The sequence below is a fragment of the Synechococcus sp. MIT S9503 genome (assembly GCF_047304175.1).
Taxonomy (GTDB): domain Bacteria; phylum Cyanobacteriota; class Cyanobacteriia; order PCC-6307; family Cyanobiaceae; genus Synechococcus_C.
In genome coordinates this window covers 1,378,702-1,400,339 of record NZ_CP138955.1, presented here as the reverse complement: position 1 = coordinate 1,400,339, position 21,638 = coordinate 1,378,702, and the positions used below count along the sequence as shown (strand labels likewise).

23 protein-coding genes are annotated in these 21,638 nt (G+C 62.4%); 12 read left to right on the top strand and 11 right to left on the bottom strand.

Features of this window, described 5'->3' with window-relative positions; translation table 11 throughout:
• Positions 1–7: 7 nt before the first annotated feature.
• From SIB56_RS08020 to sppA, 6 genes are all read right to left on the bottom strand, one after another.
• Positions 8–430 (bottom strand): PH domain-containing protein, encoded by a 423-nt coding sequence (locus SIB56_RS08020; RefSeq protein ID WP_413323449.1) that lies wholly within the window; start codon positions 428–430, stop codon positions 8–10.
• Positions 427–822: a ribonuclease P protein component gene (gene rnpA / locus SIB56_RS08015; protein WP_413323448.1), complete on the bottom strand. Its 396-nt coding sequence runs from the start codon at positions 820–822 to the stop codon at positions 427–429. The genes SIB56_RS08020 and rnpA overlap by 4 nt, the downstream gene beginning before the upstream one ends.
• A 19-nt stretch (positions 823–841) precedes the next feature.
• The gene (gene rpmH, locus SIB56_RS08010) at positions 842–979 is read right to left on the bottom strand and encodes a 50S ribosomal protein L34 (RefSeq protein ID WP_074159280.1); all 138 of its coding nucleotides are present in this window, start codon (positions 977–979) and stop codon (positions 842–844) included.
• Between the two features lie 53 nt (positions 980–1,032).
• Complete coding sequence (locus tag SIB56_RS08005) at positions 1,033–1,623, bottom strand: DUF2808 domain-containing protein (protein WP_413323447.1); 591 nt, start codon at positions 1,621–1,623, stop codon at positions 1,033–1,035.
• 99 nt (positions 1,624–1,722) lie between these two features.
• The gene (aroH, locus tag SIB56_RS08000; protein WP_413323446.1) at positions 1,723–2,103 is read right to left on the bottom strand and encodes a chorismate mutase; all 381 of its coding nucleotides are present in this window, start codon (positions 2,101–2,103) and stop codon (positions 1,723–1,725) included.
• On the bottom strand, positions 2,100–2,912 hold the full coding sequence (gene sppA / locus SIB56_RS07995) for a signal peptide peptidase SppA (protein WP_413323445.1): 813 nt from the start codon (positions 2,910–2,912) through the stop codon (positions 2,100–2,102). Before sppA ends, aroH begins: the two co-directional genes overlap by 4 nt.
• Before the next feature lie 53 nt (positions 2,913–2,965).
• Between sppA and SIB56_RS07990 the strand changes: the two genes are divergently transcribed.
• From SIB56_RS07990 to SIB56_RS07980, 3 genes are read left to right on the top strand one after another with little or no spacing between them, the layout of a single operon-like run.
• Positions 2,966–3,928 (top strand): DMT family transporter, encoded by a 963-nt coding sequence (locus SIB56_RS07990; protein ID WP_413323444.1) that lies wholly within the window; start codon positions 2,966–2,968, stop codon positions 3,926–3,928.
• Positions 3,925–5,028: a glycosyltransferase family 4 protein gene (locus SIB56_RS07985; protein WP_413327230.1), complete on the top strand. Its 1,104-nt coding sequence runs from the start codon at positions 3,925–3,927 to the stop codon at positions 5,026–5,028. Before SIB56_RS07990 ends, SIB56_RS07985 begins: the two co-directional genes overlap by 4 nt.
• Positions 5,028–6,872: an ArnT family glycosyltransferase gene (locus SIB56_RS07980; RefSeq protein WP_413323443.1), complete on the top strand. Its 1,845-nt coding sequence runs from the start codon at positions 5,028–5,030 to the stop codon at positions 6,870–6,872. Before SIB56_RS07985 ends, SIB56_RS07980 begins: the two co-directional genes overlap by 1 nt.
• Here SIB56_RS07980 and SIB56_RS07975 read toward each other — a convergent pair.
• Positions 6,866–7,411, bottom strand: a complete 546-nt coding sequence (locus SIB56_RS07975; RefSeq protein WP_413323442.1) for a DUF721 domain-containing protein — start codon at positions 7,409–7,411, stop codon at positions 6,866–6,868. The two genes, SIB56_RS07980 and SIB56_RS07975, sit on opposite strands and share 7 nt — an antisense overlap.
• Positions 7,412–7,492: 81 nt before the next feature.
• Between SIB56_RS07975 and SIB56_RS07970 the strand changes: the two genes are divergently transcribed.
• From SIB56_RS07970 to SIB56_RS07955, 4 genes are read left to right on the top strand one after another with little or no spacing between them, the layout of a single operon-like run.
• Positions 7,493–8,272 carry a PspA/IM30 family protein gene (locus SIB56_RS07970; RefSeq protein ID WP_413323441.1) on the top strand — a complete coding sequence of 260 codons (780 nt, stop codon included), beginning with the start codon at positions 7,493–7,495 and terminating at the stop codon, positions 8,270–8,272.
• Positions 8,273–8,320: 48 nt separating this feature from the next.
• Positions 8,321–9,514, top strand: a complete 1,194-nt coding sequence (locus tag SIB56_RS07965; protein ID WP_413323440.1) for an aminotransferase class I/II-fold pyridoxal phosphate-dependent enzyme — start codon at positions 8,321–8,323, stop codon at positions 9,512–9,514.
• Entirely contained in the window at positions 9,511–10,281 is a 771-nt protein-coding gene (locus SIB56_RS07960) for a biotin--[acetyl-CoA-carboxylase] ligase (protein ID WP_413323439.1), read from the top strand. The genes SIB56_RS07965 and SIB56_RS07960 overlap by 4 nt, the downstream gene beginning before the upstream one ends.
• A gap of 30 nt (positions 10,282–10,311) precedes the next feature.
• Entirely contained in the window at positions 10,312–11,283 is a 972-nt protein-coding gene (locus tag SIB56_RS07955; RefSeq protein WP_413323438.1) for a M23 family metallopeptidase, read from the top strand.
• Here the strand turns inward: SIB56_RS07955 and SIB56_RS07950 are convergent.
• The 3 genes from SIB56_RS07950 to SIB56_RS07940 are packed head-to-tail and all read right to left on the bottom strand — an operon-like array spanning position 11,278 to position 14,350.
• Positions 11,278–12,036, bottom strand: a complete 759-nt coding sequence (locus tag SIB56_RS07950) for a response regulator transcription factor (protein ID WP_413323437.1) — start codon at positions 12,034–12,036, stop codon at positions 11,278–11,280. The genes SIB56_RS07955 and SIB56_RS07950 overlap by 6 nt on opposite strands.
• A gap of 12 nt (positions 12,037–12,048) precedes the next feature.
• A complete protein-coding gene (locus SIB56_RS07945; protein ID WP_413323436.1) occupies positions 12,049–12,804 on the bottom strand; it encodes an ABC transporter ATP-binding protein in 756 nt (251 codons plus the stop codon).
• A complete protein-coding gene (locus SIB56_RS07940) occupies positions 12,779–14,350 on the bottom strand; it encodes an NAD(P)H-quinone oxidoreductase subunit N (protein WP_413323435.1) in 1,572 nt (523 codons plus the stop codon). Before SIB56_RS07940 ends, SIB56_RS07945 begins: the two co-directional genes overlap by 26 nt.
• Positions 14,351–14,477: 127 nt before the next feature.
• Between SIB56_RS07940 and topA the strand changes: the two genes are divergently transcribed.
• Genes topA through SIB56_RS07915 form a run of 5 tightly spaced genes read left to right on the top strand, consistent with a single transcriptional unit; the run spans position 14,478 to position 20,527 of the window.
• Complete coding sequence (topA, locus tag SIB56_RS07935) at positions 14,478–17,180, top strand: type I DNA topoisomerase (RefSeq protein WP_413323434.1); 2,703 nt, start codon at positions 14,478–14,480, stop codon at positions 17,178–17,180.
• Positions 17,180–17,689, top strand: a complete 510-nt coding sequence (locus tag SIB56_RS07930) for a hypothetical protein (RefSeq protein WP_413323433.1) — start codon at positions 17,180–17,182, stop codon at positions 17,687–17,689. Before topA ends, SIB56_RS07930 begins: the two co-directional genes overlap by 1 nt.
• On the top strand, positions 17,689–18,333 hold the full coding sequence (locus SIB56_RS07925; protein WP_413323432.1) for a DUF2232 domain-containing protein: 645 nt from the start codon (positions 17,689–17,691) through the stop codon (positions 18,331–18,333). The genes SIB56_RS07930 and SIB56_RS07925 overlap by 1 nt, the downstream gene beginning before the upstream one ends.
• Positions 18,305–19,507, top strand: coding sequence for a nicotinate-nucleotide--dimethylbenzimidazole phosphoribosyltransferase (locus SIB56_RS07920; RefSeq protein ID WP_413323431.1), 1,203 nt, complete (start codon positions 18,305–18,307; stop codon positions 19,505–19,507). The genes SIB56_RS07925 and SIB56_RS07920 overlap by 29 nt, the downstream gene beginning before the upstream one ends.
• Before the next feature lie 9 nt (positions 19,508–19,516).
• Entirely contained in the window at positions 19,517–20,527 is a 1,011-nt protein-coding gene (locus tag SIB56_RS07915; RefSeq protein WP_413323430.1) for an ABC transporter substrate-binding protein, read from the top strand.
• On the opposite strand, the gene SIB56_RS07910 is transcribed toward SIB56_RS07915, so the two are convergent.
• Positions 20,516–21,592: an aldo/keto reductase gene (locus tag SIB56_RS07910; RefSeq protein ID WP_413327228.1), complete on the bottom strand. Its 1,077-nt coding sequence runs from the start codon at positions 21,590–21,592 to the stop codon at positions 20,516–20,518. The genes SIB56_RS07915 and SIB56_RS07910 overlap by 12 nt on opposite strands.
• Between the last annotated feature and the right edge of the window lie 46 nt (positions 21,593–21,638).

Here is a 21,638-nt window from a genome sequence, read left to right as displayed (position 1 = left end):
CATGGGATTAGGCCGCGAAGCCTTTGCTCGGCGTGTTGTCACTGCTGGAGGCCTTGGATTCAGATCTGCTCTTTATGCGCTCCTCGATGTAGGCCTCCACCTCCCGGAAACGCGGCATTGAACGCAGCTCAAGACGTGATCCATCGGTGAGCACGAGCACCATGTCGCCCCATGCGCCGAAACCGCGGGGTACGCTCCTCACCTCACGAATCTGGCTGTAGACCACCTGACTGCGGTCTTTGCCCATCCAGCCGCCGCTCACGGAAACACGACGGCTGGTGATCCGGAAGCGCAACCACAGGGCCCGAACGATGGCTCCCACGGTGAACGGCAGGGCAATCAGGGTGAAGCCCAGCAGGATGTTGAAGATGAGGTCACCTTTCGCAGGCCCCCCTTCGTAGAAGGTGTCTTCCTGAATGGAGCTGTTCATGGCTTCAGGCCCGCCTCTATAAGCAATCTGTCGCATTCTTCCAGCAAGTCGTGTTCCTCCGCGACTGCTCCGGGCTTCAAACTGACCAGAAGCCAGATGTTGGCGTGTTCTGGAGCGTGTTCGAATCTTGCGCGCAGATGATCGTGCAGCCGACGTCTCAGGCGGTTTCTGACCACAGCACGTTTGCTGACCTTGCTGCTGATCACCACAGCCACCCTGCACGTTGTTGTCAAGCGGTCAGATATCGGTGCAGCAACCGAGTGTTTCAAGAGGGAATGCCTGGCTGAAACCCTGCGCAGCACCATCAAGGTGCCATGGAAGCGCTGGCCTCGCCGATGCAGATGATCAAAACAGCGATGGCCCCGCAGGCGCATCGAGGCCGGCAGGACCATCGCAGCAATACGGGAGATCTCAGACTGAAAGGCGTGACCTTCCGCGTTTGCGGCGGCTGCGGATCACGCGACGTCCGGTGTGGGTACGCATCCTCACTCTGAAGCCGGAGACGCGTCTGCGCTTACGGCTGGTGCCACCGAGAGTTCGTTTCGTCATGGGATTTTTGCGGCGCCCGGCCCGTCATCAAAAATCGATTTTATCAGTTGGGGTCAGTCGATATCCACGAGCCAGCTACCGATGTAGCCGGACACCGGAACATCACCGGGGGCTTGCGCCAAAGCATTGAACTGGAACATCCCAGGATCGCTTGGATTGAAGACATTCATCACCACCGCGTATGTGCCTCCGGTAGGGATTGGAGTGTCAGGGAAGACCTCGATGGCGGTTTGTTTCTCGTTGACTTCAAATACCGCGGGAAGTACTTCCTTGCATTTGCTCCTTGACAGCATCCCGCCCATGCTCATCTTGCAGAGGGAGAGGGCTTCGGGGCGAATTCGCGTGTTGAAATAATTGGGAACGGTAATGCTGAGCTTGAGAATCGCTGTCTTGCGATCTTTTTTGCGCAGCATGAAGTAGTACTCAGAGCGGTCACGTCTGCGCGAACTGCTTTGTACGTAATAAAGCTTTCTGTAGCCATCGTTGTCTGAATCCCATCTGAATTCCAGCAGTGCAGGGGTGTTCTGCGCGACGGCTGGGGGGTTAATGCCGGGAAGCAGAGCGGCCCCGCTGAGGACTCCGCAGCCGATCAGAGCTGACAGACCAATGCTGCTTCTTGAGGAGAGCGGGAAACGTCGTTTCATTTTGATTGGGGAGCTGTCGGCGGTGATGCCGGTAGTCGTAAATGAATTGTCGTGAGAATCTTCCGAATGCAGGTGCTTCGGGGGTCGGCCGCTGATCTGTCAGTTATGACTAGATCGGTCTGGTCGCAGTTGCGACGCCCCTCTCAGATAGGGGTGATGAAGCGGTCGATCCGGAGCGAGCCACGCATGGGCCAGCAGTCGGATGCAACGCGCCAAATCCCCCTGAACCGCCATCTGCTGGACATCCAGCAGAGCCACCTCCTCCCATCCTGATCGGTGGCGCGCCGTCGCGGCAGGAAAGCCTGCGTCCAGATCGGCGGTCACCGAAAACGTCACGGAGACCAGCTGATCAGGATTCAGAGCATTCTGTTCCATCAGTGCGTCCACCAGCTCGGCGACGGCCTCGCTGATGGCCTTTGCGCTGTTCTCAGCGCAGGTTGTGGCGCCGCGCAGGCCTCGCAGCAACCGAGGGGCCGTCATGGTCTGTACATCCAGAGGGGCTGGCCGCTCAGCTCAAGTTCAGTGGTCAGCAACTGATTGAGTCGTAGCAGAAGGCTTGATCCGGGAAGATTCTGCAACAGGCGTTTACGCGGTTTGCCGAGGGTCAGCGGTCGGCAGCGCTCCTCATCAAGATCCGCCAGACGGGCAGCCACCAGCCGGGCCTGTTCCTCATCTCCCAACTCATCCACCAGCCCAAGATCCTTTGCTTGCGCTCCGCTGAACACGCGGCCATCGGCGAAGGTGCGGACCGTTTCCCTGTCCAGCCCACGGCCTTCGGCCACAACGCCGACGAACTGGTCATAACTGCTGTCGATCAGGCTCTGAAGGAGCTCGCGTTCCTCCGGACTCAGTGCTCTGTCGGGAGAAAGGATGTCCTTGTAAGCGCCGCTCTTGACGGTCTCGAAGCGGACACCGACCTTCGCCAGCAGTTCGGACAGGTTGTTGCCGCGCAGGATCACACCGATCGAACCAGTGATCGTGCCGGGATTGGAAACGATCGAATCGGCGGCAACTCCGACGTAGACCCCTCCGGATGCGGAAATGTTCCCGAAACTGGCCACCACCTTGCAGCCCTTCTCGCGCAGGCGCAGCAAAGCTGCATGAATTTCCTGGCTGTCGCCGACGGTGCCCCCCGGACTGTCGATGCGCAGCAGGAGAGCAGGGAACTCACGTTCCTGCACCTCGCGCAGAGCCTTCAGCACCCGGCGTCGTGTCGAGCCGCTGATCGCACCCTCAATCACGATGCGCGCCATGCGGCGTTTGGACTTGCGGCGCCAAAGCCACCCCATGATCCTCTGTTCAACTCGCCGGATCTTAAAAAGGACCCTGTCGGCCTACTTCGATGACGACATTGCAGCGCTGGCTGCTGATGGTGCTGCCCTTCGCTTTGTGGGGAACGGCCATGGCGGCGATGGCCCCTCTGGTGCAGTCGGGCGGGGCTCCGCTGGTGGCCTGTCTGCGCCTGCTGCCGGCCGGGATTGTGCTTCTCGTCGCCGTTCCCTGGCTGGGCAGACCGCTGAGCATTGATTCGGCGGATCGCGGCTGGTTTCTGCTGTTCACTTTGGTGGATGCGGTTCTCTTTCAGTTTTTTCTGGCCAAGGGGTTGCAGGGCACGGGTGCCGGTCTGGGTTCCGTCCTGATCGATTCGCAGCCGCTGATCGTGGCTCTGCTGGCACGCTGGCTGTTCTCGGAATCGATCAACCCGATCGGCTGGATCGGTCTTGTGGTCGGACTTGCCGGGATTGTCTGTCTGGGAGTGCCGGCCCCTCTCCTGCAGCACTGGTGGTTGCAGGCCGATGTCTCCGAGCTGCAGGCGGGTTGGCAGGAGGGCACGGGCTGGATGCTGCTGGCGGCGCTGGCGATGGCACTCGGCACCGTGTTGTGTCGCTTTGTCTGCAAGAACAGTGATCCCGTTGCGGTCACCGGCTGGCACATGGTGCTGGGGGGACTGCCTCTGCTCGTCTGGCATGGTCTTGATGCCAGCACGGCTTTGATTCCGCCCTGGACCACCCTTGACTGGTTTCAGATGGCCTACGCCTCCCTGCTTGGGAGCGCTCTCGCGTATTCGCTCTTTTTTTGGTTCGCCAACCGGGAGGATCTCACCGGCTTCAGCACACTCGGTTTCCTCACACCGGTGTTTGCGCTCGCTTCGGGAGGCGTGCTGCTGGGTGAGCGACTCGACACCCTGCAATGGCTGGCGGTCTTGCTGGTGCTGATGTCGGTGTTGCTGGTGAGTCAGCGGCAGCGACTCTGGGAGCCCTGGCTCTCGGGTTCCGTCACCCCCTCCGGAGATCTGAACACATGAGTGCTCGTCCTCTGACCCTGGTGCTGGTGAGCACCCCCGTCGGACAGCTCGGCAGCGGCAGGGGCGGTGGGGTGGAACTCACACTGGCTTCGCTGGTGAAGGGCCTGGTGCAGCGCGGTCACCGCCTGCATCTGGTTGCTCCTGAAGGTTCCTGCTCGCCGGTTCAGGACGCGAGGGTGACCCTCCACACGGTCCCCGGTGTTGATCAGCCGAGTTGGCAACACGCTGAGCGGAATGCCTCGATGCGGATTCCCTGCAACGCCGTGCTGCCCCGTCTCTGGGATCGTGCGCTGGAGCTGGTCGGTGATGGCGATGCATTGGTCAATTTCGGGTACGACTGGCTCCCGTTGTGGCTCACCCCCCATGTCGAGCCCAGAATCTTTCATCTGGTGAGCATGGGATCCGTTTCCGCTGTGATGGACAGTGCTGTGGCTGATCTGGCGCGCTGGGATCAGCGTCGCCTCGCGTTTCACACCCATCGTCAGGCGGATGACTTCGATCTCGTGGAACCCCCTGAGGTGGTGGGGAACGGTTTCGATCTCTCCCGTTATGACCTGCAGCTCAGCACGGATGGTCCCCTGGGCTGGGCCGGTCGGGTGGCACCTGAGAAGGGACTGGAGGATGCGGCATCGGTTGCCGCCGGTCTGGGCGAGACGCTGAGGGTCTGGGGTTTCGTCGAGGACGACGCCTACGCCAGGCGAGTCGAGAGTGCTGTTCCCGCAGGAACAATCGAGTGGTGTGGCTTCAAGCCCACCAGCGAGCTGCAGCGAGAGCTTGGTCGCTGCAGGGCATTGCTCAACACTCCGAAGTGGAATGAGGCCTACGGCAATGTTGTGGTGGAGGCCCTCGCCTGTGGCGTCCCGGTGATCGCCTACGACCGTGGAGGACCGGGAGAGATCATCCAGAGCGGCGAAACCGGCTGGCTGGTCCCCCCTGATGATCGTGATGCTCTTGCGGAGGCAACTCTGAGTGTGTCATCGATCGACCGTCACGCCTGCCGCCATTGGGTGGAACGCTGTGCAAGTCAGGAAGGATTGGCAGCTCGTGTCGAGGCCTGGATCCGGAAGGGTCTGAAACCGGCGGATGGCACCATCACCTGATGACAGCGGATCCATCAGCTCCGGCTCTTCCCACCGCTCGGCAGCGCCGGCGTGGAATGCTGATCATCCTTGTGCTGGCAGTGGCGATTTTCTGCTGGCAGCTCGGCAACACCGGACTGGTTGATGAAACGCCGCCTCTGTTCGCGGCGTCCGGCCGTGCCATGGCGGTAACCGGTGACTGGCTGACACCGCGGGTCAACGGACTGCCCCGTTTCGACAAGCCACCGCTGGTGTACTGGCTGATGGGCCTGGGCTATGCCCTGCCTGCCGGGGAATTCTGGGATCCGCTCGGTACCTGGGCGGCGCGCCTGCCCTCCGCACTGGCTTCAGTCGTCACCATGCTCGTTCTTGGTGACACGCTGCTGCGTCATGGTTTTCGTGGTGATGCGCATCCCCGTCGGACGGCCGTCACCGCAGCGCTTGCCTTCGCACTGTCTCCACTGGTGCTGATCTGGAGCAGGACTGCAGTGAGCGATGCACTGCTCAGCGGCACGCTCGCCCTCAGCCTGCTGTGCCAGTGGCGTTGCTACGCCAGTGGATCGGGTCGACGCTGGTGGCTCGCCTGGATCGTTCTGGCCTTTGCGGTGCTGACCAAAGGACCTGTGGCTGTTGTGCTCACGGGCATCACCCTGATCCTGTTCGCCTTGATGCGGCGGGATCTGTCAGGTCTTTGGGTTTCACTGCGGCCTCTTCAGGGACTGCTCATCACTGCCCTGATCAGCCTGCCCTGGTATGCGGCCGAGCTGCTCGTCGAGGGTCAGCCCTTCTGGGACAGCTTCTTCGGCTATCACAATCTTCAGCGCCTCACGAGCGTGGTCAATGACCATCTGCAGCCCTGGTGGTTCTTTGTTCCTGTTCTGGTGGTGGCGTCATTCCCCTTCACCCCACTGCTGCTGTTAGGCCTGGGCAGGGTGGTTGCCGCCTTCGCCGGTGCAGCCTCTCTGCAGCGCACTCCCTCAGCGGACAGCCTGAGCCATTTCGCGGGCTGCTGGTTGCTGGCGGTGTTTCTGCTGTTCACAGCTGCTGCAACCAAGTTGCCCAGCTACTGGTTGCCAGCCACACCGGCTGCGGCACTGTTGATCGCCTCAGCTGCCCGCCCAGCGTCGCTTCGCCAGCGCCAGGGTCTTCTGACCGCCTGGATCTGCACCGCGCTGTGCACCCTGATCCTGGCTGCAGGCCTGTTCGCTTCCCCTCTCTGGATCCCCCTGATTCAGGACCCGGAGATGCCGACCCTTCCCACTGAACTTCTGGCCAGCGGCCTGGTCATCAGAGCTGCTGTCTGTTTCACCGTTGCTGTGCTGCTGGGCATCTGGAGTTTGTGGGGGGCTGTCCCCGGTCGACTGCTGGCCTGGCAGGGGCCGATGGTGTTGTTTCAGCTCATTGCTCTTGTCCCGATGATCCAGCTGGGGGATCGGGTCCGCCAACTGCCTGTGCGGCAGATCGCGAAGCAGGTTGTGGAACAGAGACGCGCTGGAGAACCCCTGGCGATGATCGGAGTGCTCAAGCCATCACTGCACTTCTACACCGGGCAGGTGGTGGTCTACGAAGGTGAATCGAGAGCAGCGCTCGCCAACCTCGCTGATCGTCTCAGTCATGAGCGGCGACGAGGGTTTCAGGGATTGCCCCGCACTGAGGCTGACGCCTCGCCCTCAGTGCTTGTGGTCATCAACCGTGGAACAGCGTCCAAGCAGCACTGGCAGGGTCTCAGTCCGTTGAAGCTTGCGGATGCAGGGATCTATGAGTTGTGGCGCCTGGATCGATCCCGACTGGAGCAGCGTGCGGCTGATCTGCGCGATGAAGGAGTCGATCTCACCTGGCGAAAACCAAGGCCTGAGCGCTACTGATCGCGAGCAGCCGGTTCTGACTGTTCGCTCAGTTCGACGCGGCGACAGAAGCTGCAATGCCCCCATTGCGCCATTTCACCCATGGGAGAGGGCGTTCCACAGCGAGGGCATGAGGCTGTTCCGTGCACGTCGATCCGGCTGGGGTGACGCTTCCATTCCTCAAGCGGATCTCCGGATTGCTGACGCGGAGCAGGGTGGTGTTGCCGGATACGCAGATCGCGAACCGGATGGCCTGCCGCACGGATGGCGGCAAGCAGCTGCGGTTTGCTGTAGAGCAGGGCCTGGCGCCACTGGGGATGGCTGGCTCCCACGGTCAGCGTGCCACTGCGCAGGGTCAGTGGCTGGCAGTGGCTTGACAGAGCATCGCCAGCCAGTTTCGGCCAGTCCTGCCAGAGCGCTGCCATGGAGCCTTCACGCCTCCAGTTGCTCTTGAGAGTCTCCAGACATCCGCTGATCGGCTGAACCGGTGCCGGTTCGGGCGGCATGAGCAGTTCACCCTTCCCGAATCGGCGGCGCTGCGATTTCAGGGCCCGACCCATGCCAACTGCCGACTTTTGCTCGACCTTAGGCAGGCGCTGTTGATTTGCTCGCTACCCTCAGGCTGCTGCTCGCCCCGATCCATGGGTTTCTTCGACCGGCTCAGCCGACTGCTGCGCGCCAACGTCAACGACCTCGTGAGCAAGGCCGAGGACCCTGTGAAGATCCTCGATCAGTCCGTGGCGGACATGCAGGAGGATCTGGTGAAGCTCCGCCAGGCCGTCGCGATGGCGATCGCCAGCCAGAAGCGTCTCCGCAACCAGGCTGATCAGGCGGAAGCCCAGGCACGCACCTGGTATGAGCGAGCCGAACTGGCTCTCAAGAAGAACGAGGAGGACCTGGCTCGAGAGGCCCTCACCCGCAGAAAGACCTTCCAGGAGACCTCCGCATCCCTGGCCAAGCAGGTGCAGGGACAGGACGCTCAGGTCGAAACTCTCAAGAAGAGCCTTGTGGCCCTAGAAGGCAAGATCGCCGAAGCCCGCACCAAGAAGGACATGCTCAAGGCCAGGGCTCAGGCGGCCAAGGCTCAGCAGCAGCTTCAGAGTGCTGTGGGGAACATGGGCAGCAATTCCGCCATGGCTGCTTTCGAGCGCATGGAGGACAAGGTGCAGGCGATGGAGGCCAGCAGTCAGGCCGCGGCGGAACTGGCAGGATCCGATCTGGAAAGCCAGTTCGCTGCTCTTGAAGGTGGGAATGATGTGGATGACGATCTTGCAGCGCTGCGGCAGCAGCTGGCCGGTGGGCCCGAAGCCGTTGCACTTCCGGCGGCTGATCAGGGCAAGGAGGAGGATGTCCAGCCAGTGAACGTGTCCGAGGTCGACAACGATCTCGAGGAGCTCCGCCGGTCTATTGACAAGATCTGACCCGGTTCCGGCAAACGCCGGTTTGCACTCCACTGAAGCCTTGCCGGGATGATCACATCCGATCGCCTCTCAAAGCTCGGCAGCGGAGTGTTCGATCGCAATGATCGACGCAAAGCGGCCTATGTCGACAGCGTTCAACACAGCGATCAGGCGTTGATCGATCTCTCGCTGGGTTCAACCGATCTTGCTCCACCGGCGGATGCGATCGAGGCCATGGCCTCGGTTCTGCGGGATCCGTCCAGCGCGTCCTACTGCCTGCATGCGGGAACCCAATCGTTCAGGGAAGCTGCCGCAGCCTGGTGTGAGCAGCGCTTCGGGGTCTGTGTTGACGCGGAAACCGAGGTGCTGATGCTGGTTGGATCTCAGGAGGGCACGGCCCATCTGCCGCTTGCGGTTCTTGATCCCGGCGATTCAGCCCTGATTCTCGATCCGTCCTACCCCTCTCACCGGGGAGGGCTTCAACTCGCTGATGCCGATATTCATACCCTCCCTCTAACAGCTGAACGGGGCTGGGCTCCCGACTTCGACGCACTCTCCGCGGAGCAGTGGCGGCAGATTCGGCTGATGGTGCTCGGTTTTCCTCACAACCCCACCGCCTGCACAGGCGATCAGACCTGGCTGGATCAGGCCATGCAGCGCTCCATCCAGCACGATCTGGTGCTGGCGCACGACAATCCCTACGTGGATCTGGCGCTTGAAGGGGAGGCCCCCTCTCTGCTGCGCTGTGGTCACTGGAGAGAGCGGGGTATTGAGTTTTTCTCCCTGTCGAAGGGCTGGTGCCTCGGCGGGTTTCGGCTCGCATTCGCGGTGGGGGCGGCGCCGTTGATTCAGGCGCTGCGCCAGCTCAAAGGTGTGGTTGATTTCAACCAGTGCCGGGCACTTCAGCGGGGTGCCGTGGTGGCATTGGATCAACACGCTGACTGGCCATCGCGTCTGCTGCCGGTTTACCGGCAGCGTCGCGATCGCATGCGCCAGGCTCTGTTGGATCTCGGCTGGATCGTGCCGAAGCCCTCGATGGCTCTCTACCTCTGGATGCCCATTCCGGAATGGGCAAGCGCCAGGGGCTGGAGCGATGAACAGCTAGCAGCAGAGCTTCTCGAGCATTGCGGCGTGGCGCTGACACCGGGTTCCGGTTTCGGTGATGCCGGGCGTGGTTGGTTGCGGCTGGCTCTTGTGCGTCCGGTCGAGGAGCTGGAGAACGCTGTCAGGCGAATACATCCCTGGTGGGAGAGGCGTCGTTGAGGTCCGCTCATGCCGGCCGCGGTCGCCTGATGCATGATCTGCGCCGTCATGGAGATCAGTTCTGGTGGCTGAGACGCGTGGGCGTCTGTGCCAGCACCGAGACCGAGCTGTCGCAGTGGTTGAGTCAGCAGCCCTGGTGCGGCGTTCATCCAAGGGCTGTTCTGGCTGATCATCAGATTCGCAGTCAAGGCCAGTACGGACGTCGCTGGATGGCACCAGTTGGTGGCGTCTGGCTGAGTGCAGCACTGCCCTGGCCCCAGCAGGACTGCTCGACAGGTCTGTTCGGTCTCACCGTGGCCCTGGCCCTTGCGGAGCAGCTTGAGTCCAGTGGTCTGAGGGTGTCGATCAAGTGGCCCAACGATCTGGTCGTCGAGTCGCGAAAGCTGGCCGGTGTGCTTCCGAGCCTGGTTTTCCGAGGTCGCCGGGTCCGTCTGGCCAGGATCGGCGTTGGCCTGAACGTGAACAATCCGGTGCCTGCCGGAGCGGTGTCTCTGCGGCAGCTTCTCTCACCGGGGCGGTGCAGGCTGAGAGTCTGGCAGGGGTCCGTGCTGCGTGCCCTCGATCGTGCCCGTGAGCTGGCCTCGGAGCCCCGGGGGGTGGTCCATCGGGCTGAGCAATGTCTCTGGGCTGAATCGGTCGCTGACCCCGGAACGGGAGAAACCTGGAAAATCCGCGGGATCGGGATGGATGGTCGGCTGCTGCTGCAGCAGGGGACCCGGAGAATCAGCTGGACCCGTTGGACGGACAGCCCTGGGCGAAATCTCTAGAGTCTCGCTCGATGAGATCGCCCTGATCCGTTGGTTCTGCGTTGGCTTGCCGCACCGGTTCTGCTGTCCATTCCGGCCTTGCAGGGGCCTGTGTCTCCGCCTGAGCTCGGGCCGATGCCACCGCCCGTCAGCTTCGATCACTCGCTGGAGTCTCTGGAGCGCAATCGCGTCATCACGCCTGGTGAACGACGCCAGCTCGAAAGAGGCGAAAACGCATTGCCCATTGATGTGCCCGCCTTTCAGCAGGCCTGCCGCAGTGGTGCGCTCTCGAAGCGGGAGTGCAGCAGTGGTGTGGCGGTGCGTCGGCGTGGCACCCGACTTCAACCGCGCGTGGTTCTGAAAGATCGTGATGAAATGCTCACGGGACTTTCCCGTCGTGGCAGCGATGGAAACCTGCTCCCTCCGATCTCGGTGCCGGTGAAGGCTCTGCTGGCAGGTTCCTCCGCCGGTTTCCGTCTGGAGAAGGTCTTCGCCATATCGCCGCGCCCCGCTGCGATCTCCGGAAACGGAAATCGCAAGCTGCTGTTCCCGATCATCGGCTCTGCCATCACCACCAGTGAGTTCGGCTGGCGTATCCATCCGATTGTGGGGAGGTGGCTGTTGCATGCCGGCAAGGATCTTGCCGCTCCTGAGGGGACCCCGGTTGTCGCAGCGTTGTCAGGAACCGTGCTCAGCAGTGGTCTTGCCGGTGGCTACGGAATCGCCGTGGAGGTTGAGCATGATCAGCCCAGGCGCCGGACGCTCTACGGACATCTTTCAGAGATCTATGTGAAGTCGGGCCAGACGGTTCGCCAGGGCGAGGTGATCGGTCGCGTCGGCAGCACTGGACTCAGCACAGGCCCTCACCTGCATTTCGAACTGCGCAAGCCTGAGGCAGGCGGTTGGGTTGCTGTGGATCCCGGCGATCTGGATCTCAACCCGCTCACGGCTTCAGGAGCTGATGCCGTGTCGCTGCTTGTGGGTCAGCTGATGAACAGTCTCGAGCGATTCCAGGACTCATGAGCCTTCTGGCTGTCGTTCTTCGCGCAGGATGAAGCCCACACCTCTCACGGTGTGAATCAGTGGGGGATGTTGCTTTGATTCAATCTTCTGGCGCAGGTAGCGGATGTAGACATCGAGAAGGTTGTCATCGCCATAGAAGTTCTCTCCCCAGACGCCGCGCATGATTTCAGAGCGTTCGAGCACCTTCCCCTGACCACGCATCAGGAAGTTGAGCAGCTCGTATTCCTTCACGGACAGCTGGATCAAGCGGCCGGATCGGCTCACATCGCGTGTGCTGGTGTTCATCTGCAGATCTCCCACCTGAAATGTCTCAGGCTGCTGCCCGTCGCCGGCCGTGGCTGAAAAGGTGCTGGCCCTTCGTTGCATGGCCCGCAGCCGAGCCATCAGCTCCTCGATGGAAAAGGGCTTGACCAGGTAGTCATCCACTCCGGCATCCAGGGCGGTCACACGATCAGCGACGTCGTCATGGCCTGTGAGTATCAGGATCGGTGTGGTGATGGCGCTGCTGCGGATGCGCTGGCAGATGTCCACTCCGGTGAAGTCCGGAAGATTCCAGTCCAGAACGATCAGATCCGGGGATGGTTCACTGCGGGCGCGGATCAGGCCCGTTGCTCCGTCCGCCGCCACATCAACCTCATAACCCTCAACCTCCAGTTCCATCTTGAGCAGTTCCGTGAGGCGGGACTCGTCATCCACCAGCAGGAGCCTGGTCTTGGGAGTGGCTGAGGAGACCATCCAGTCCGGTTCGCTCATGAACCACCCTAATCAGTCCGCTTCTGACGGCCCTGCGGCGTCCGCATGACCATCCCAGCGTTCGACCCTGCCGTCGCGGAAATGAGCGATCCGCTCAGCGCGAGCAGCCACATCGTCTTCATGCGTGACGAGCACCAGCGTGATGCCCTGTTCGTGCAACGCATCAAACAGGTTCAGCACGTCGTCCGTGGTGCGCGAGTCGAGGGCTCCCGTCGGTTCGTCTGCCAGCAGGAGAGCGGGCTGGTTGATGATGGCTCTTGCAATGGCCACCCTCTGCTGCTGGCCGCCTGAAAGCTGGTTGGGCCTGTTCTTCATCCTCCCCGCCAGCCCTACACGTTCCAGAGCTTCGCTGGCCTTCTCCCGCCTCTGCTGTGGTGACAGTCCCGCATAGATCATCGGCAGCATGACGTTCTCGAGGGCCGTCGCATGGGGCAGCAGATGGAATTGCTGAAACACGAATCCCAGCTGCTGATTGCGCAGATCCGCCAGGGCATCGTCATCGAGATCCTCCACCGCTTCACCGTTGAGGTGATAGGACCCGCTGCTGGGACGGTCGAGGCAGCCGAGGATGTTCATCGCAGTGCTTTTGCCGGAGCCACTGGCACCCATCACGGCGAGATAGTCGCCTCTGCGCACGGTCAGATCAAGTTGATCAAGGGCTCTGACCAGACCCGCACCGGATCCGTAGACCTTGTCGACGCAGCGGAGTTCAGCGACGGGCGAGCGCTGGTCCGTCTCCCTGTCAGCCAAGGGTGGCACCTGAGGCATCGGCGATCGCCTGTTGCAGGATCGGAGTTCCTGCAACGGCATCGCTTGCCCACTGGAAGAGTGGATTGGAGAGGATGCCGCCGACTGCAGTGACGACAACACAGGTCACCAGAGCAACGCGCAGTGGAGGCAGTCCCAGCGTGTTCCACTGAATCGGTGGGTAAGCCTTCACCGCATCCGATGCTTCCTGGGGCTCCTTCACGACCATCATCTTGATCACACCGATGTAGTAGTAGATCGACACCACCGAAGTGATCAGTCCGACCACAACCAGCAGGTACTGGTGGTCAGCCCAGCCGGCGAAGAACAGATAGATCTTCCCGAAGAAGCCCAGCATCGGTGGGATGCCTCCAAGCGAGAGAAGGCAGAGGCTGAGCCCAAGCGTGATCAGGGGATCCTTCTGGTAGAGCCCCGCGTAATCGGAGATGCGATCACTTCCGGTGCGGATCGAGAACAGGATGATGCAGGCGAAAGCTCCCAGGTTCATGAACAGGTAAGCCGCCATGTAGAGGACCATCGCAGCGAAACCGTCTTCGGTGCCGCACACCAGACCGATCATCACGAATCCGGCCTGCCCGATGGAGCTGTAGGCAAGCATCCTCTTCATCGAGGTCTGAGCGAGTGCAACGACGTTGCCGAGGGTCATGCTCAGCACCGCGAGAACGGTGAAAAGCAGTTTCCACTGGGTATCGAAGCTGCCGAAACAGCCAACGAGCAGTCGAAGGGCCAGGGCGAATCCCGCCGCCTTCGAACCGACCGACAGAAAGGCCACCACAGGAGTCGGAGAACCCTCGTAGACATCCGGTGTCCACTGGTGGAAAGGCACCGCGGCGATTTTGAAGGCCACTGTTGCCAGCACGAACACCAGCGCCAGAGCAGCAAGCGGCGTGGTGCTGGTCATCAGTGACTGTCCGATGACCTCAAGGTTTGTGGAGCCACTGAGGCCATAGAGCAGCGACGATCCGTAGAGAAAGACCGCAGCTGCGGCCGAACCCACCAGCAGGTATTTCAGGGCCGCTTCCGAGCTGCGCGCATCGCGCTTCATGTAGCCCGAAAGCAGGTAGCTTGCGACCGACAGGGTCTCGAGGGAGACGAAAACGCTGACCAGATCGGTTGCGCCGCAGAGCAGCATGCCTCCGAGAGTGGCCGCCAGCAGGATCGCTGCGTATTCACCCACAGGGGTTCCTCCCTGTTCTGCGTACCGCCAGCTGATCAACAGAGACAGCAGCGTTGAGCAGGCAACAACGGCCCGGAAGGCGATCGCCAGGTGGTCGGAGAGGAATGCTCCCAGAAAGGAGGGTTCAAGGGGTGCGCTCCACTGGAATGCAAGCAGCACCAGTGCGGTGCCCAGACCCGCATAACAGATGGGCGGAACCCAGCGCACGGCGACTTTCTCACCGGCCAGATCCACCAGCAGGGTCGCCAGCATCGCAAGCAGAACTGCTCCCTCAGGGGCGACAGCACCGGCGTTCAGGGCGAGATTGAGCAGGTCCCCCGGAGCGGCCAAAGGCTGGGTTTCAAGAAGCAAGGCACCCATCTCGGGCATGGCGCGCGCAGGGCGGAGCGAATCAGAAGACTTTAGCCGCGCTGCCGTTCCTCCTTGAAGCATCGCGCCTATTCGCTGCAACTTGAGCGGCGGTGCGATAAAGAAGGGGACGGTTATCTGCCCTCCTTTGGCGCACACTCTGGTCATCGTTGAGAGCCCCACCAAGGCCCGCACCATCCGTGGATTCCTTCCCAAGGACTTCCGGGTGGAGGCGTCCATGGGGCATGTGCGTGATCTACCCAACAACGCCAGTGAGATTCCGGCGGCGCAGAAAGGCCAGAAGTGGGCCAATCTCGGCGTCAACACCGAGTCTGATTTCGAACCTCTCTACGTGGTTCCAAAGGACAAGAAAAAAACGGTCAAGGAGCTGAAGGACGCTCTCAAGGGTGCGGATCAGCTCCTGCTGGCGACTGACGAAGACCGGGAGGGGGAAAGCATCAGCTGGCATCTGCTGCAGCTGCTGGCTCCCAAGGTCCCGGTGAAACGGATGGTGTTCCACGAGATCACCAAGGAGGCCATCGGGCGCGCCCTTGATGAGACCCGCGAGCTGGACATGGAACTCGTCCATGCCCAGGAGACGCGGAGAATCCTGGATCGTCTGGTCGGCTACACCCTTTCGCCTCTGTTGTGGAAGAAAGTGGCCTGGGGGCTTTCAGCCGGCCGGGTGCAGTCCGTGGCTGTACGCCTGCTGGTGCAGCGGGAGCGGGCACGCCGGGCATTCCGCAGCGGCAGTTACTGGGATCTCAAGGCTGGCCTTGAACAGGCCGGCAGTCGCTTCGACGCCAAGCTCACCCATGTCGGGGGGCAGCGAATCGCCACCGGCAACGATTTCGACGAGAACACCGGCGAACTCAAGGCGGGAAGCAAGGTCCGTCTGCTCAGTGAGAGCGACGCCCTGACGCTTTCAGAGGCGGTCAAGTCAGCAGCGTGGAGCGTCACGTCCGTCGAGGAAAAACCCACGGTGCGCCGGCCGGTCCCACCGTTCACCACCAGCACGCTGCAGCAGGAGTCGAACCGCAAGCTGCGACTCTCCGCGCGGGAAACCATGCGTTGTGCCCAGGGTCTGTATGAGCGTGGCTTCATCACCTACATGCGAACCGACTCGGTGCATCTCTCCGATCAGGCGATCAGTGCAGCCCGCAGCTGTGTGGAATCCCGTTACGGCAAGGACTATCTGAGCAAGGGGGCCAGGCAGTTCAGCACAAAGTCGCGGAATGCACAGGAGGCCCATGAAGCGATTCGCCCCGCCGGCGAGAGCTTCCGGGCACCGCAGGAGACAGGCCTTGATGGCAGGGACCTTGCCCTTTACGAGCTGATCTGGAAGCGCACCGTCGCTAGCCAGATGGCGGAGGCGCGCCTCACCATGCTGTCGGTTGATCTGAGTTCTGCTGATGCCGTTTTCCGTGCCAGCGGCAAGCGCATTGATTTCCCCGGTTTCTTCCGCGCCTATGTGGAGGGCAGTGATGATCCGGATGCCGCCCTCGAAGGCCAGGAGGTGTTGCTGCCGGCTCTCAAGCAGGGGGATTCACCCAGCCTGAAGGAGGTGGAGGCTCTCGGCCACCAGACCCAGCCACCGGCCCGTTTCTCGGAGGCTTCCCTGGTCAAGATGCTGGAGAAGGAAGGCATCGGCAGGCCCTCCACCTACGCCTCGATCATCGGAACGATCGTTGATCGCGGCTACGCCACCCAGCAGAACAACTCGCTCACTCCCAGCTTCACGGCCTTCGCGGTGACCGCTCTGCTCGAAGAGCATTTCCCCGATCTGGTGGATACCTCCTTCACGGCAAGGATGGAGAACACCCTCGACGAAATCTCGCACGGCAAGGTTCAGTGGCTTCCTTACCTGGAGAGTTTCTACAAGGGGAATGAGGGGCTGGAGTCCCAGGTGCATTTGCGGGAGGGCGACATCGACCCGGGTGCATCCCGCACGATTGATCTCGAGGGTCTTCCCTGTGTGGTCAGGATCGGTCGCTTCGGCGCTTATCTCGAGGCCAAGCGTGTCGGCGACGATGGCGAGGAGGAGCTGATCAAGGCCACCCTGCCCAGGGAGATCACTCCGGCTGATCTGGATCACGATCAGGCAGAGCTGATTCTCAAGCAGAAGGCCGACGGCCCTGAAGCCCTCGGTGAAGATCCGGAGACAGGAGATCTGGTGTATCTGCTGTTCGGTCAGTACGGGCCCTACGTCCAGCGTGGGCAGGTGAGTGATGAGAACCCCAAGCCGAAGCGTGCGTCGCTGCCCAAGGGTGTGAAGCCCGAAGACCTCAGCCTTGACGATGCTCTGGGACTGCTGCGTCTGCCAAGACTGCTCGGAGAACATCCCGATGGGGGCAGGGTCCAGGCCGGCCTCGGTCGCTTCGGCCCCTATGTGGTCTGGGACAAGGGCAAGAGCGAGAAGGATTACCGCTCGCTGAAGGGTGAGGACGATGTTCTCGCTGTTGGACTCTCCCGCGCGCTTGAGCTGCTGGCCATGCCCAAGCGCGGCAGAGGCGGTCGCACGGCACTCAAGGACCTCGGAAAGCCTGAGGGCAGTGATGAGATCGTGCAGGTTTATGACGGCCCCTACGGCCTTTACGTCAAACAGGGCAAGGTCAATGCATCGCTGCCTGAAGGGAAGGGAGCGGATGACATCACCCTTGAGCAGGCGGTCGAACTGCTGGCTGCCAAGGCAGCCACCAAGAAGGGGGGGCGCAAGGCATCCACCACCAAGAAGCCAGCGGCCAAGAAAGCTCCAGCCAAGAAGCCAGCGGCGAAAAAGCCTCCCGCCACCACGAAAACAGGCCGCCTGCGGGCCAGTGCCGTGCGCGTGATTCGTCCCGCCGACTCCTGATGGGCATCAGGCTGTCAGTTCTCTCTCTGATGCCATTGCTGTTGCTGCTGCAGGCTTGTGATGGCACCCCATTCGGTCAGCGGCTATCCGAAAGCTTCGACACCCGGGCGGGCGAGAACAGCAGGGCAGCGTCCCAGTCGGATCCAGCCGAAAGTGATTCAGAGCGCTCTGTCAAGGCTGACAAAACTGTCGGTTCAGACAAGCTGCAGGAGCCCGCCAAAGCCATCGCCAAAGTCAATGCGGTTGAGGATCCAACTAAGACCAGGCCCCGGGAACAGCCTTCGCCGACCGTTGCGACTGAAGGTCCTGATCCCAGATCGGTTCCGGAACGCACTCTTCCTTATCGCATCATCATTCGTCTGTCAGCAGCCGATCCAGCAGCTCCGGCTGAGGGCGTCACGGATGCTCTCAGGCGTGCCGGCATCGGCTTCGAGGTGGAAACCATCGAAAAGGTGCCCGCCAGCGAGCTCAATCAGCCATCCACCCCTCAGCCGAAGCCCACCTCCTGATGCGCCCAGCTCTGAGTCATCGCCAGGCCCTGCGGATGATGGAGTCCTCCTATCTGGCGGCCGCGGCTGCCTTGATCTGGTTGGCCCTCTACTACCTGCCGGTTGGCGGAGCCCTGTTCCGTCTTGCACTGCCGCTGCCCCTCGCTCTGCTGGCGGTGCGCCGGGGTGCCCGTGCGGGTGTCGAGGGACTGACAGTGGCGATTCTTCTGCTGATCGCCCTGATGGGGCCCGTCCGTGGTCCCCTGATGCTGTTCCCCTATGGCCTGCTGTCCGTCTGGCTGGGCTGGTGCTGGCTGCATCGCTGCAGCTGGTGGCTGAGCTGGGGCGTCGGCCTGCTGATCGGTGCCGGCGGTTTTCTCGTGAGGGTGGTTGCTCTCTCCCTTCTGGTGGGTGAAAACCTCTGGGTGATCATCACCCGAGCCGGAGCAGGCCTGCTGGACAGGTTGCTGGAACTTCTGCAGCTGCCTGTTGCACCCGATCTGCTTCTGGTGCAGTTGATGGCGCTCGCTCTCGTGTTGATTCAGCAGCTGGTCTACGTGCTGGCTCTGCACGCTCTGGCCTACTGGATCTTTCCCCGTCTTCAGGCTCCCGTTCCTGAGCCTCCTCCGCTGCTTCATGGACTGGTCGCCCTCGACCCGCTCTGATCCTCCGTTCGGTGGCTGTCGCCTGACTGGATCACCGGCCACGGTTGGAGCCCAGCGCTTTGCTGACTTCTGGTGTAATGCCTCTCAGCCACTGCCGGACCTGCTGGTGCTGCTCGCGTCCACAAGGACCGCTGAACAGCAAGGCATTTCGGCGGCTGGCTGCACCGCTGCAGCCCGTCGCACCACGGCCCTCGCCGACGCTGAACTGCTGCTGCAGGGGCCCTCGGTTCCTCCCCTTTGGTCCCTGCCACCGCTTCCGGCAGGGGTCTCTCCGGCCTTGATCAGCTGGGTGGTCTGCCAGCAACTCGGTCTCGATCCGCAGATTGCCGCTCTCGGTTTGTCGGTTCCACCGCACTTTCCCCATCTGCGCTTTGAGGACCCACGCTGCGGTCCCGCGGAGTGCGTTTCGAGCGGCACTGCAATGGTCACCGAAAGGGTGAAACAGCTTCTGCAGCGCGGCAGGCGGCTCGGACAACACCTGCGTCGACCTCTTGTGTTGGCGGAATGTGTCCCAGGCGGGACCACCACAGCCCTCGCGATCCTGACCGGGCTCGGATTGCCTGTGCAGACACTGGTCAGCGGCAGTGCCCTGCACCCCCCCATGGCGCTCAAGCAGCGACTGGTCAGCGAAGGACTGTCGCGGCTCCCCTGCGACCGTCAGATCGACGCCGTCAGCTTGCTCGCTGCGGTGGGTGATCCCTTTCAGGCTCTTGCCACCGGACTGTTGATCGGTGCGCTTGATGCGGATCAGACCGTTCTGCTTGCTGGTGGCAGTCAGATGGCGGCGGTGCTGGCTCTCGCCCTGGATGCGGTTGACTCCGACCGCCGACAGCAGCTCTGCGACCGGGTCCTGATCGGAACCACAGCATGGCTTGCCGCAGAACGGCTGCATGCAGCAACGCCTTCCTCGTCTCTTGTGGCTCTGCTCAGCAACCTCGAGCAGCATTTTTCGGTTTCAGTGCAGGCCTATGCCGCCGGTCTTCGCTTTGCATCAAGTCGACATGCGCGCCTGCGTGATTTCGAGCGGGGCTATGTGAAGGAGGGAGTCGGTGCCGGAGGCCTGGCCCTGCTGGCCCAGTGGCGGGGTGTGTCCCTCAATCAGCTGGTGCAGGCATGCGATCGGGCTGTTGATCAGTTGCTCTCAAGAGGCCTTGAGGGCAGTGTCGCCCCGTAGGTTCGGACCATGAAGCCTGTTGCCATTTCGGCGCCATCGTTCAACCGTCGTCGATTTCTCCAGCTCGCCGCCCTAACCGCTGCGGTGGGGCTCGGCGGCTGCAGCCGTGGAGGATCGGTGCCGACGCTGCGCGCCTCGCCGGAGATTCTGCCCAGTGTCTGGCGTCGAGGTCTGCCAGCACCCTGGCGTTTCGCTGCGCTCTCAGGATCGACTCCCCTGCAGGACCCCTGGCCGGTGCCGACGGATCTGCTTGCTCTGGCGGACGGTTGGTTGTCGCAGGTCAGCCCCGAGCGCCTGCAGGTGATCGCTGCTGAGCCTCTGATTTCGCGACTCGGTCCTGCTGGACAGCGTTTTCTCAGCGATCTGCCCTCAATCTGGAGGAATCTGCTGTTGCCTGTGGCCTTCAGCCCATGGGTGATGTTGATCCGGCGTGAAGGCAAGATTGGCCCCGAACCGGCTGCCGGCTGGGGCGCTCTGCTCGATCCTGCGTTCAAGGGCAGGCTGCTTCTGCCATCCAGCCCGAGGCTGCTGGTCTCAATCGCCGAGAGGATGGAAGACCCTGATGCCCTGCGTTGCCTGCGAGCAGCGGCGCTGAGCTTCGATGACCGTTTCGGCCTGAACTGGTTGCTGCAGGGTGACGCCAGGATCGCCGTGCTGCCCTTGCAGCGCTGCATGGCGGCGCTCCAGCGAGATCCCAGACTCACCGCTCTGCTGCCGGAGCAGGGCGGACCGCTGCACTGGACGCTGCTGGCCAGGCCTTCCAGGACTGCCGAACCGCTGCCGCAGGACTGGGTGCTGGAGGCCTGGAGGCAACCGTTGCTGTCACGACTGCTGGCACAGGGGTGGATCCCGCCGCTGCCGAGAGATGAGCTCATCGCCGCAGAGGCAAGGATTCCGCGTCGACTCCGCTCTCTCGTGCTTCCTCCTGAACCGGTCTGGCACCGGAGCTGGCTGCTGCCGCCGCTGGATTCCAGCGAGGTGCAACGGCTTCAACAGCTCTGGGAGTCATCAGCCCCATAGCCTCCGGCGGGGCGCCGCCGCCAGCAGGCGATGGGTGTCTGCCAGCAGATCGGGGATCGGCAGCTGGTGCGGGCAGCGCGGCAGACAGTCGCCGCAGCTGCTGCAGCTGCTTGCATCAACCGTTTCCCACCAGTGCCCGGCCCGGCCGATCAGGTTGTAACGCTCTCCGGTGAATTCCATCAGGTCATGGCCGTGGGCGAGATTGCGCAGCCTCAGCAGTTCGGGGATCGGCACGTCGTTGGGGCAGGGCAGACAGGCCCTGCACTGACCGCAGAGATCAGGCCCCAGCCGAAGCTCACGCTGTCGCTGCAGGTGAGCGAGCACCCTCAGCTCCTCCCTGTCCAGCGGCCCGTCGCTGGCCGCGAGCGATCGAGCCAGTTTCAGATCAGCTGCGCTCCGCGCTCCCACGGTGAGCGTGCTGATACCCGCAGCCAGCAGAAACCGATAGGCCAGCTGCAGGGGCTGGAACGGACTGCAGTCGGCTTTCAGCAGGTCGCTCGGTGCCTGCAGACGCCCGCCCTTGTCCGCTGGTGAGATTGCGAGAACGCCCATGGATCGTTCCAGAGCCAGCTGAGCCAGTGGTAAGCGCGTGGGATCCAGCAGGTGCAGATGCAGGCAGCAGAATCTGAAGCGGTCACTGGCAATGGCGCGCTCGATCAGGGCGTTGGATCCATGACTGCTGAAACCGACCTGGCGGACCCGACCGGTCGCAAGGGCCCAGTCGATCAGCCTGGCGCCCTCGCCGGACAACACCCAGTCGAGATGGCTGTCCAGGTTCAGCCCGTGAATGGCCAGATTGTCGAGAGTGCGAACCCCGAGCCTGTCGAGGCTGGCGTCGAGAGCTTCACAGCCAGAGAGAAAACTCTGACCGGGGAGCAGCTTGCTGGTGATCACCCAGCCACCGTCGCCGGGTGCGGCGCCCTCCTGCCTGAGCTGCGCCAGCGCCTGTCCAAGAAAAGCTTCTGCCGGTCCATAGGCAGGCGCGGTCTCCAGATGGTTGATGCCAGCGGCCAGTGCTGCACGCAACACCTGCAGCATCTGGCCGGGAGCCTCCAAGGCGCGCATGGTGCCCAGCGTGAACAGGCTGACATCGACTCCGTCACCGAATGAG

Coding starts and splice junctions, on each gene's coding strand:
- SIB56_RS07920 (WP_413323431.1), top strand. CDS start 18,305: ATGGACTGGTCGCCCTCGACCCGCTCTGATCCTCCGTTCGGTGGCTGT.
- sppA (WP_413323445.1), bottom strand. CDS start 2,912: ATGGGGTGGCTTTGGCGCCGCAAGTCCAAACGCCGCATGGCGCGCATC.
- SIB56_RS07985 (WP_413327230.1), top strand. CDS start 3,925: ATGAGTGCTCGTCCTCTGACCCTGGTGCTGGTGAGCACCCCCGTCGGA.
- SIB56_RS07930 (WP_413323433.1), top strand. CDS start 17,180: ATGGGCATCAGGCTGTCAGTTCTCTCTCTGATGCCATTGCTGTTGCTG.
- SIB56_RS07945 (WP_413323436.1), bottom strand. CDS start 12,804: ATGCCTCAGGTGCCACCCTTGGCTGACAGGGAGACGGACCAGCGCTCG.
- SIB56_RS07910 (WP_413327228.1), bottom strand. CDS start 21,592: ATGCGCGCCTTGGAGGCTCCCGGCCAGATGCTGCAGGTGTTGCGTGCA.
- SIB56_RS07925 (WP_413323432.1), top strand. CDS start 17,689: ATGCGCCCAGCTCTGAGTCATCGCCAGGCCCTGCGGATGATGGAGTCC.
- SIB56_RS08005 (WP_413323447.1), bottom strand. CDS start 1,623: ATGAAACGACGTTTCCCGCTCTCCTCAAGAAGCAGCATTGGTCTGTCA.
- SIB56_RS07990 (WP_413323444.1), top strand. CDS start 2,966: ATGACGACATTGCAGCGCTGGCTGCTGATGGTGCTGCCCTTCGCTTTG.
- SIB56_RS07975 (WP_413323442.1), bottom strand. CDS start 7,411: ATGGGTCGGGCCCTGAAATCGCAGCGCCGCCGATTCGGGAAGGGTGAA.
- SIB56_RS07950 (WP_413323437.1), bottom strand. CDS start 12,036: ATGAGCGAACCGGACTGGATGGTCTCCTCAGCCACTCCCAAGACCAGG.
- SIB56_RS07970 (WP_413323441.1), top strand. CDS start 7,493: ATGGGTTTCTTCGACCGGCTCAGCCGACTGCTGCGCGCCAACGTCAAC.
- SIB56_RS07940 (WP_413323435.1), bottom strand. CDS start 14,350: ATGCCCGAGATGGGTGCCTTGCTTCTTGAAACCCAGCCTTTGGCCGCT.
- aroH (WP_413323446.1), bottom strand. CDS start 2,103: ATGACGGCCCCTCGGTTGCTGCGAGGCCTGCGCGGCGCCACAACCTGC.
- SIB56_RS07915 (WP_413323430.1), top strand. CDS start 19,517: ATGAAGCCTGTTGCCATTTCGGCGCCATCGTTCAACCGTCGTCGATTT.
- SIB56_RS07965 (WP_413323440.1), top strand. CDS start 8,321: ATGATCACATCCGATCGCCTCTCAAAGCTCGGCAGCGGAGTGTTCGAT.
- SIB56_RS07980 (WP_413323443.1), top strand. CDS start 5,028: ATGACAGCGGATCCATCAGCTCCGGCTCTTCCCACCGCTCGGCAGCGC.
- SIB56_RS08020 (WP_413323449.1), bottom strand. CDS start 430: ATGAACAGCTCCATTCAGGAAGACACCTTCTACGAAGGGGGGCCTGCG.
- rpmH (WP_074159280.1), bottom strand. CDS start 979: ATGACGAAACGAACTCTCGGTGGCACCAGCCGTAAGCGCAGACGCGTC.
- rnpA (WP_413323448.1), bottom strand. CDS start 822: ATGGTCCTGCCGGCCTCGATGCGCCTGCGGGGCCATCGCTGTTTTGAT.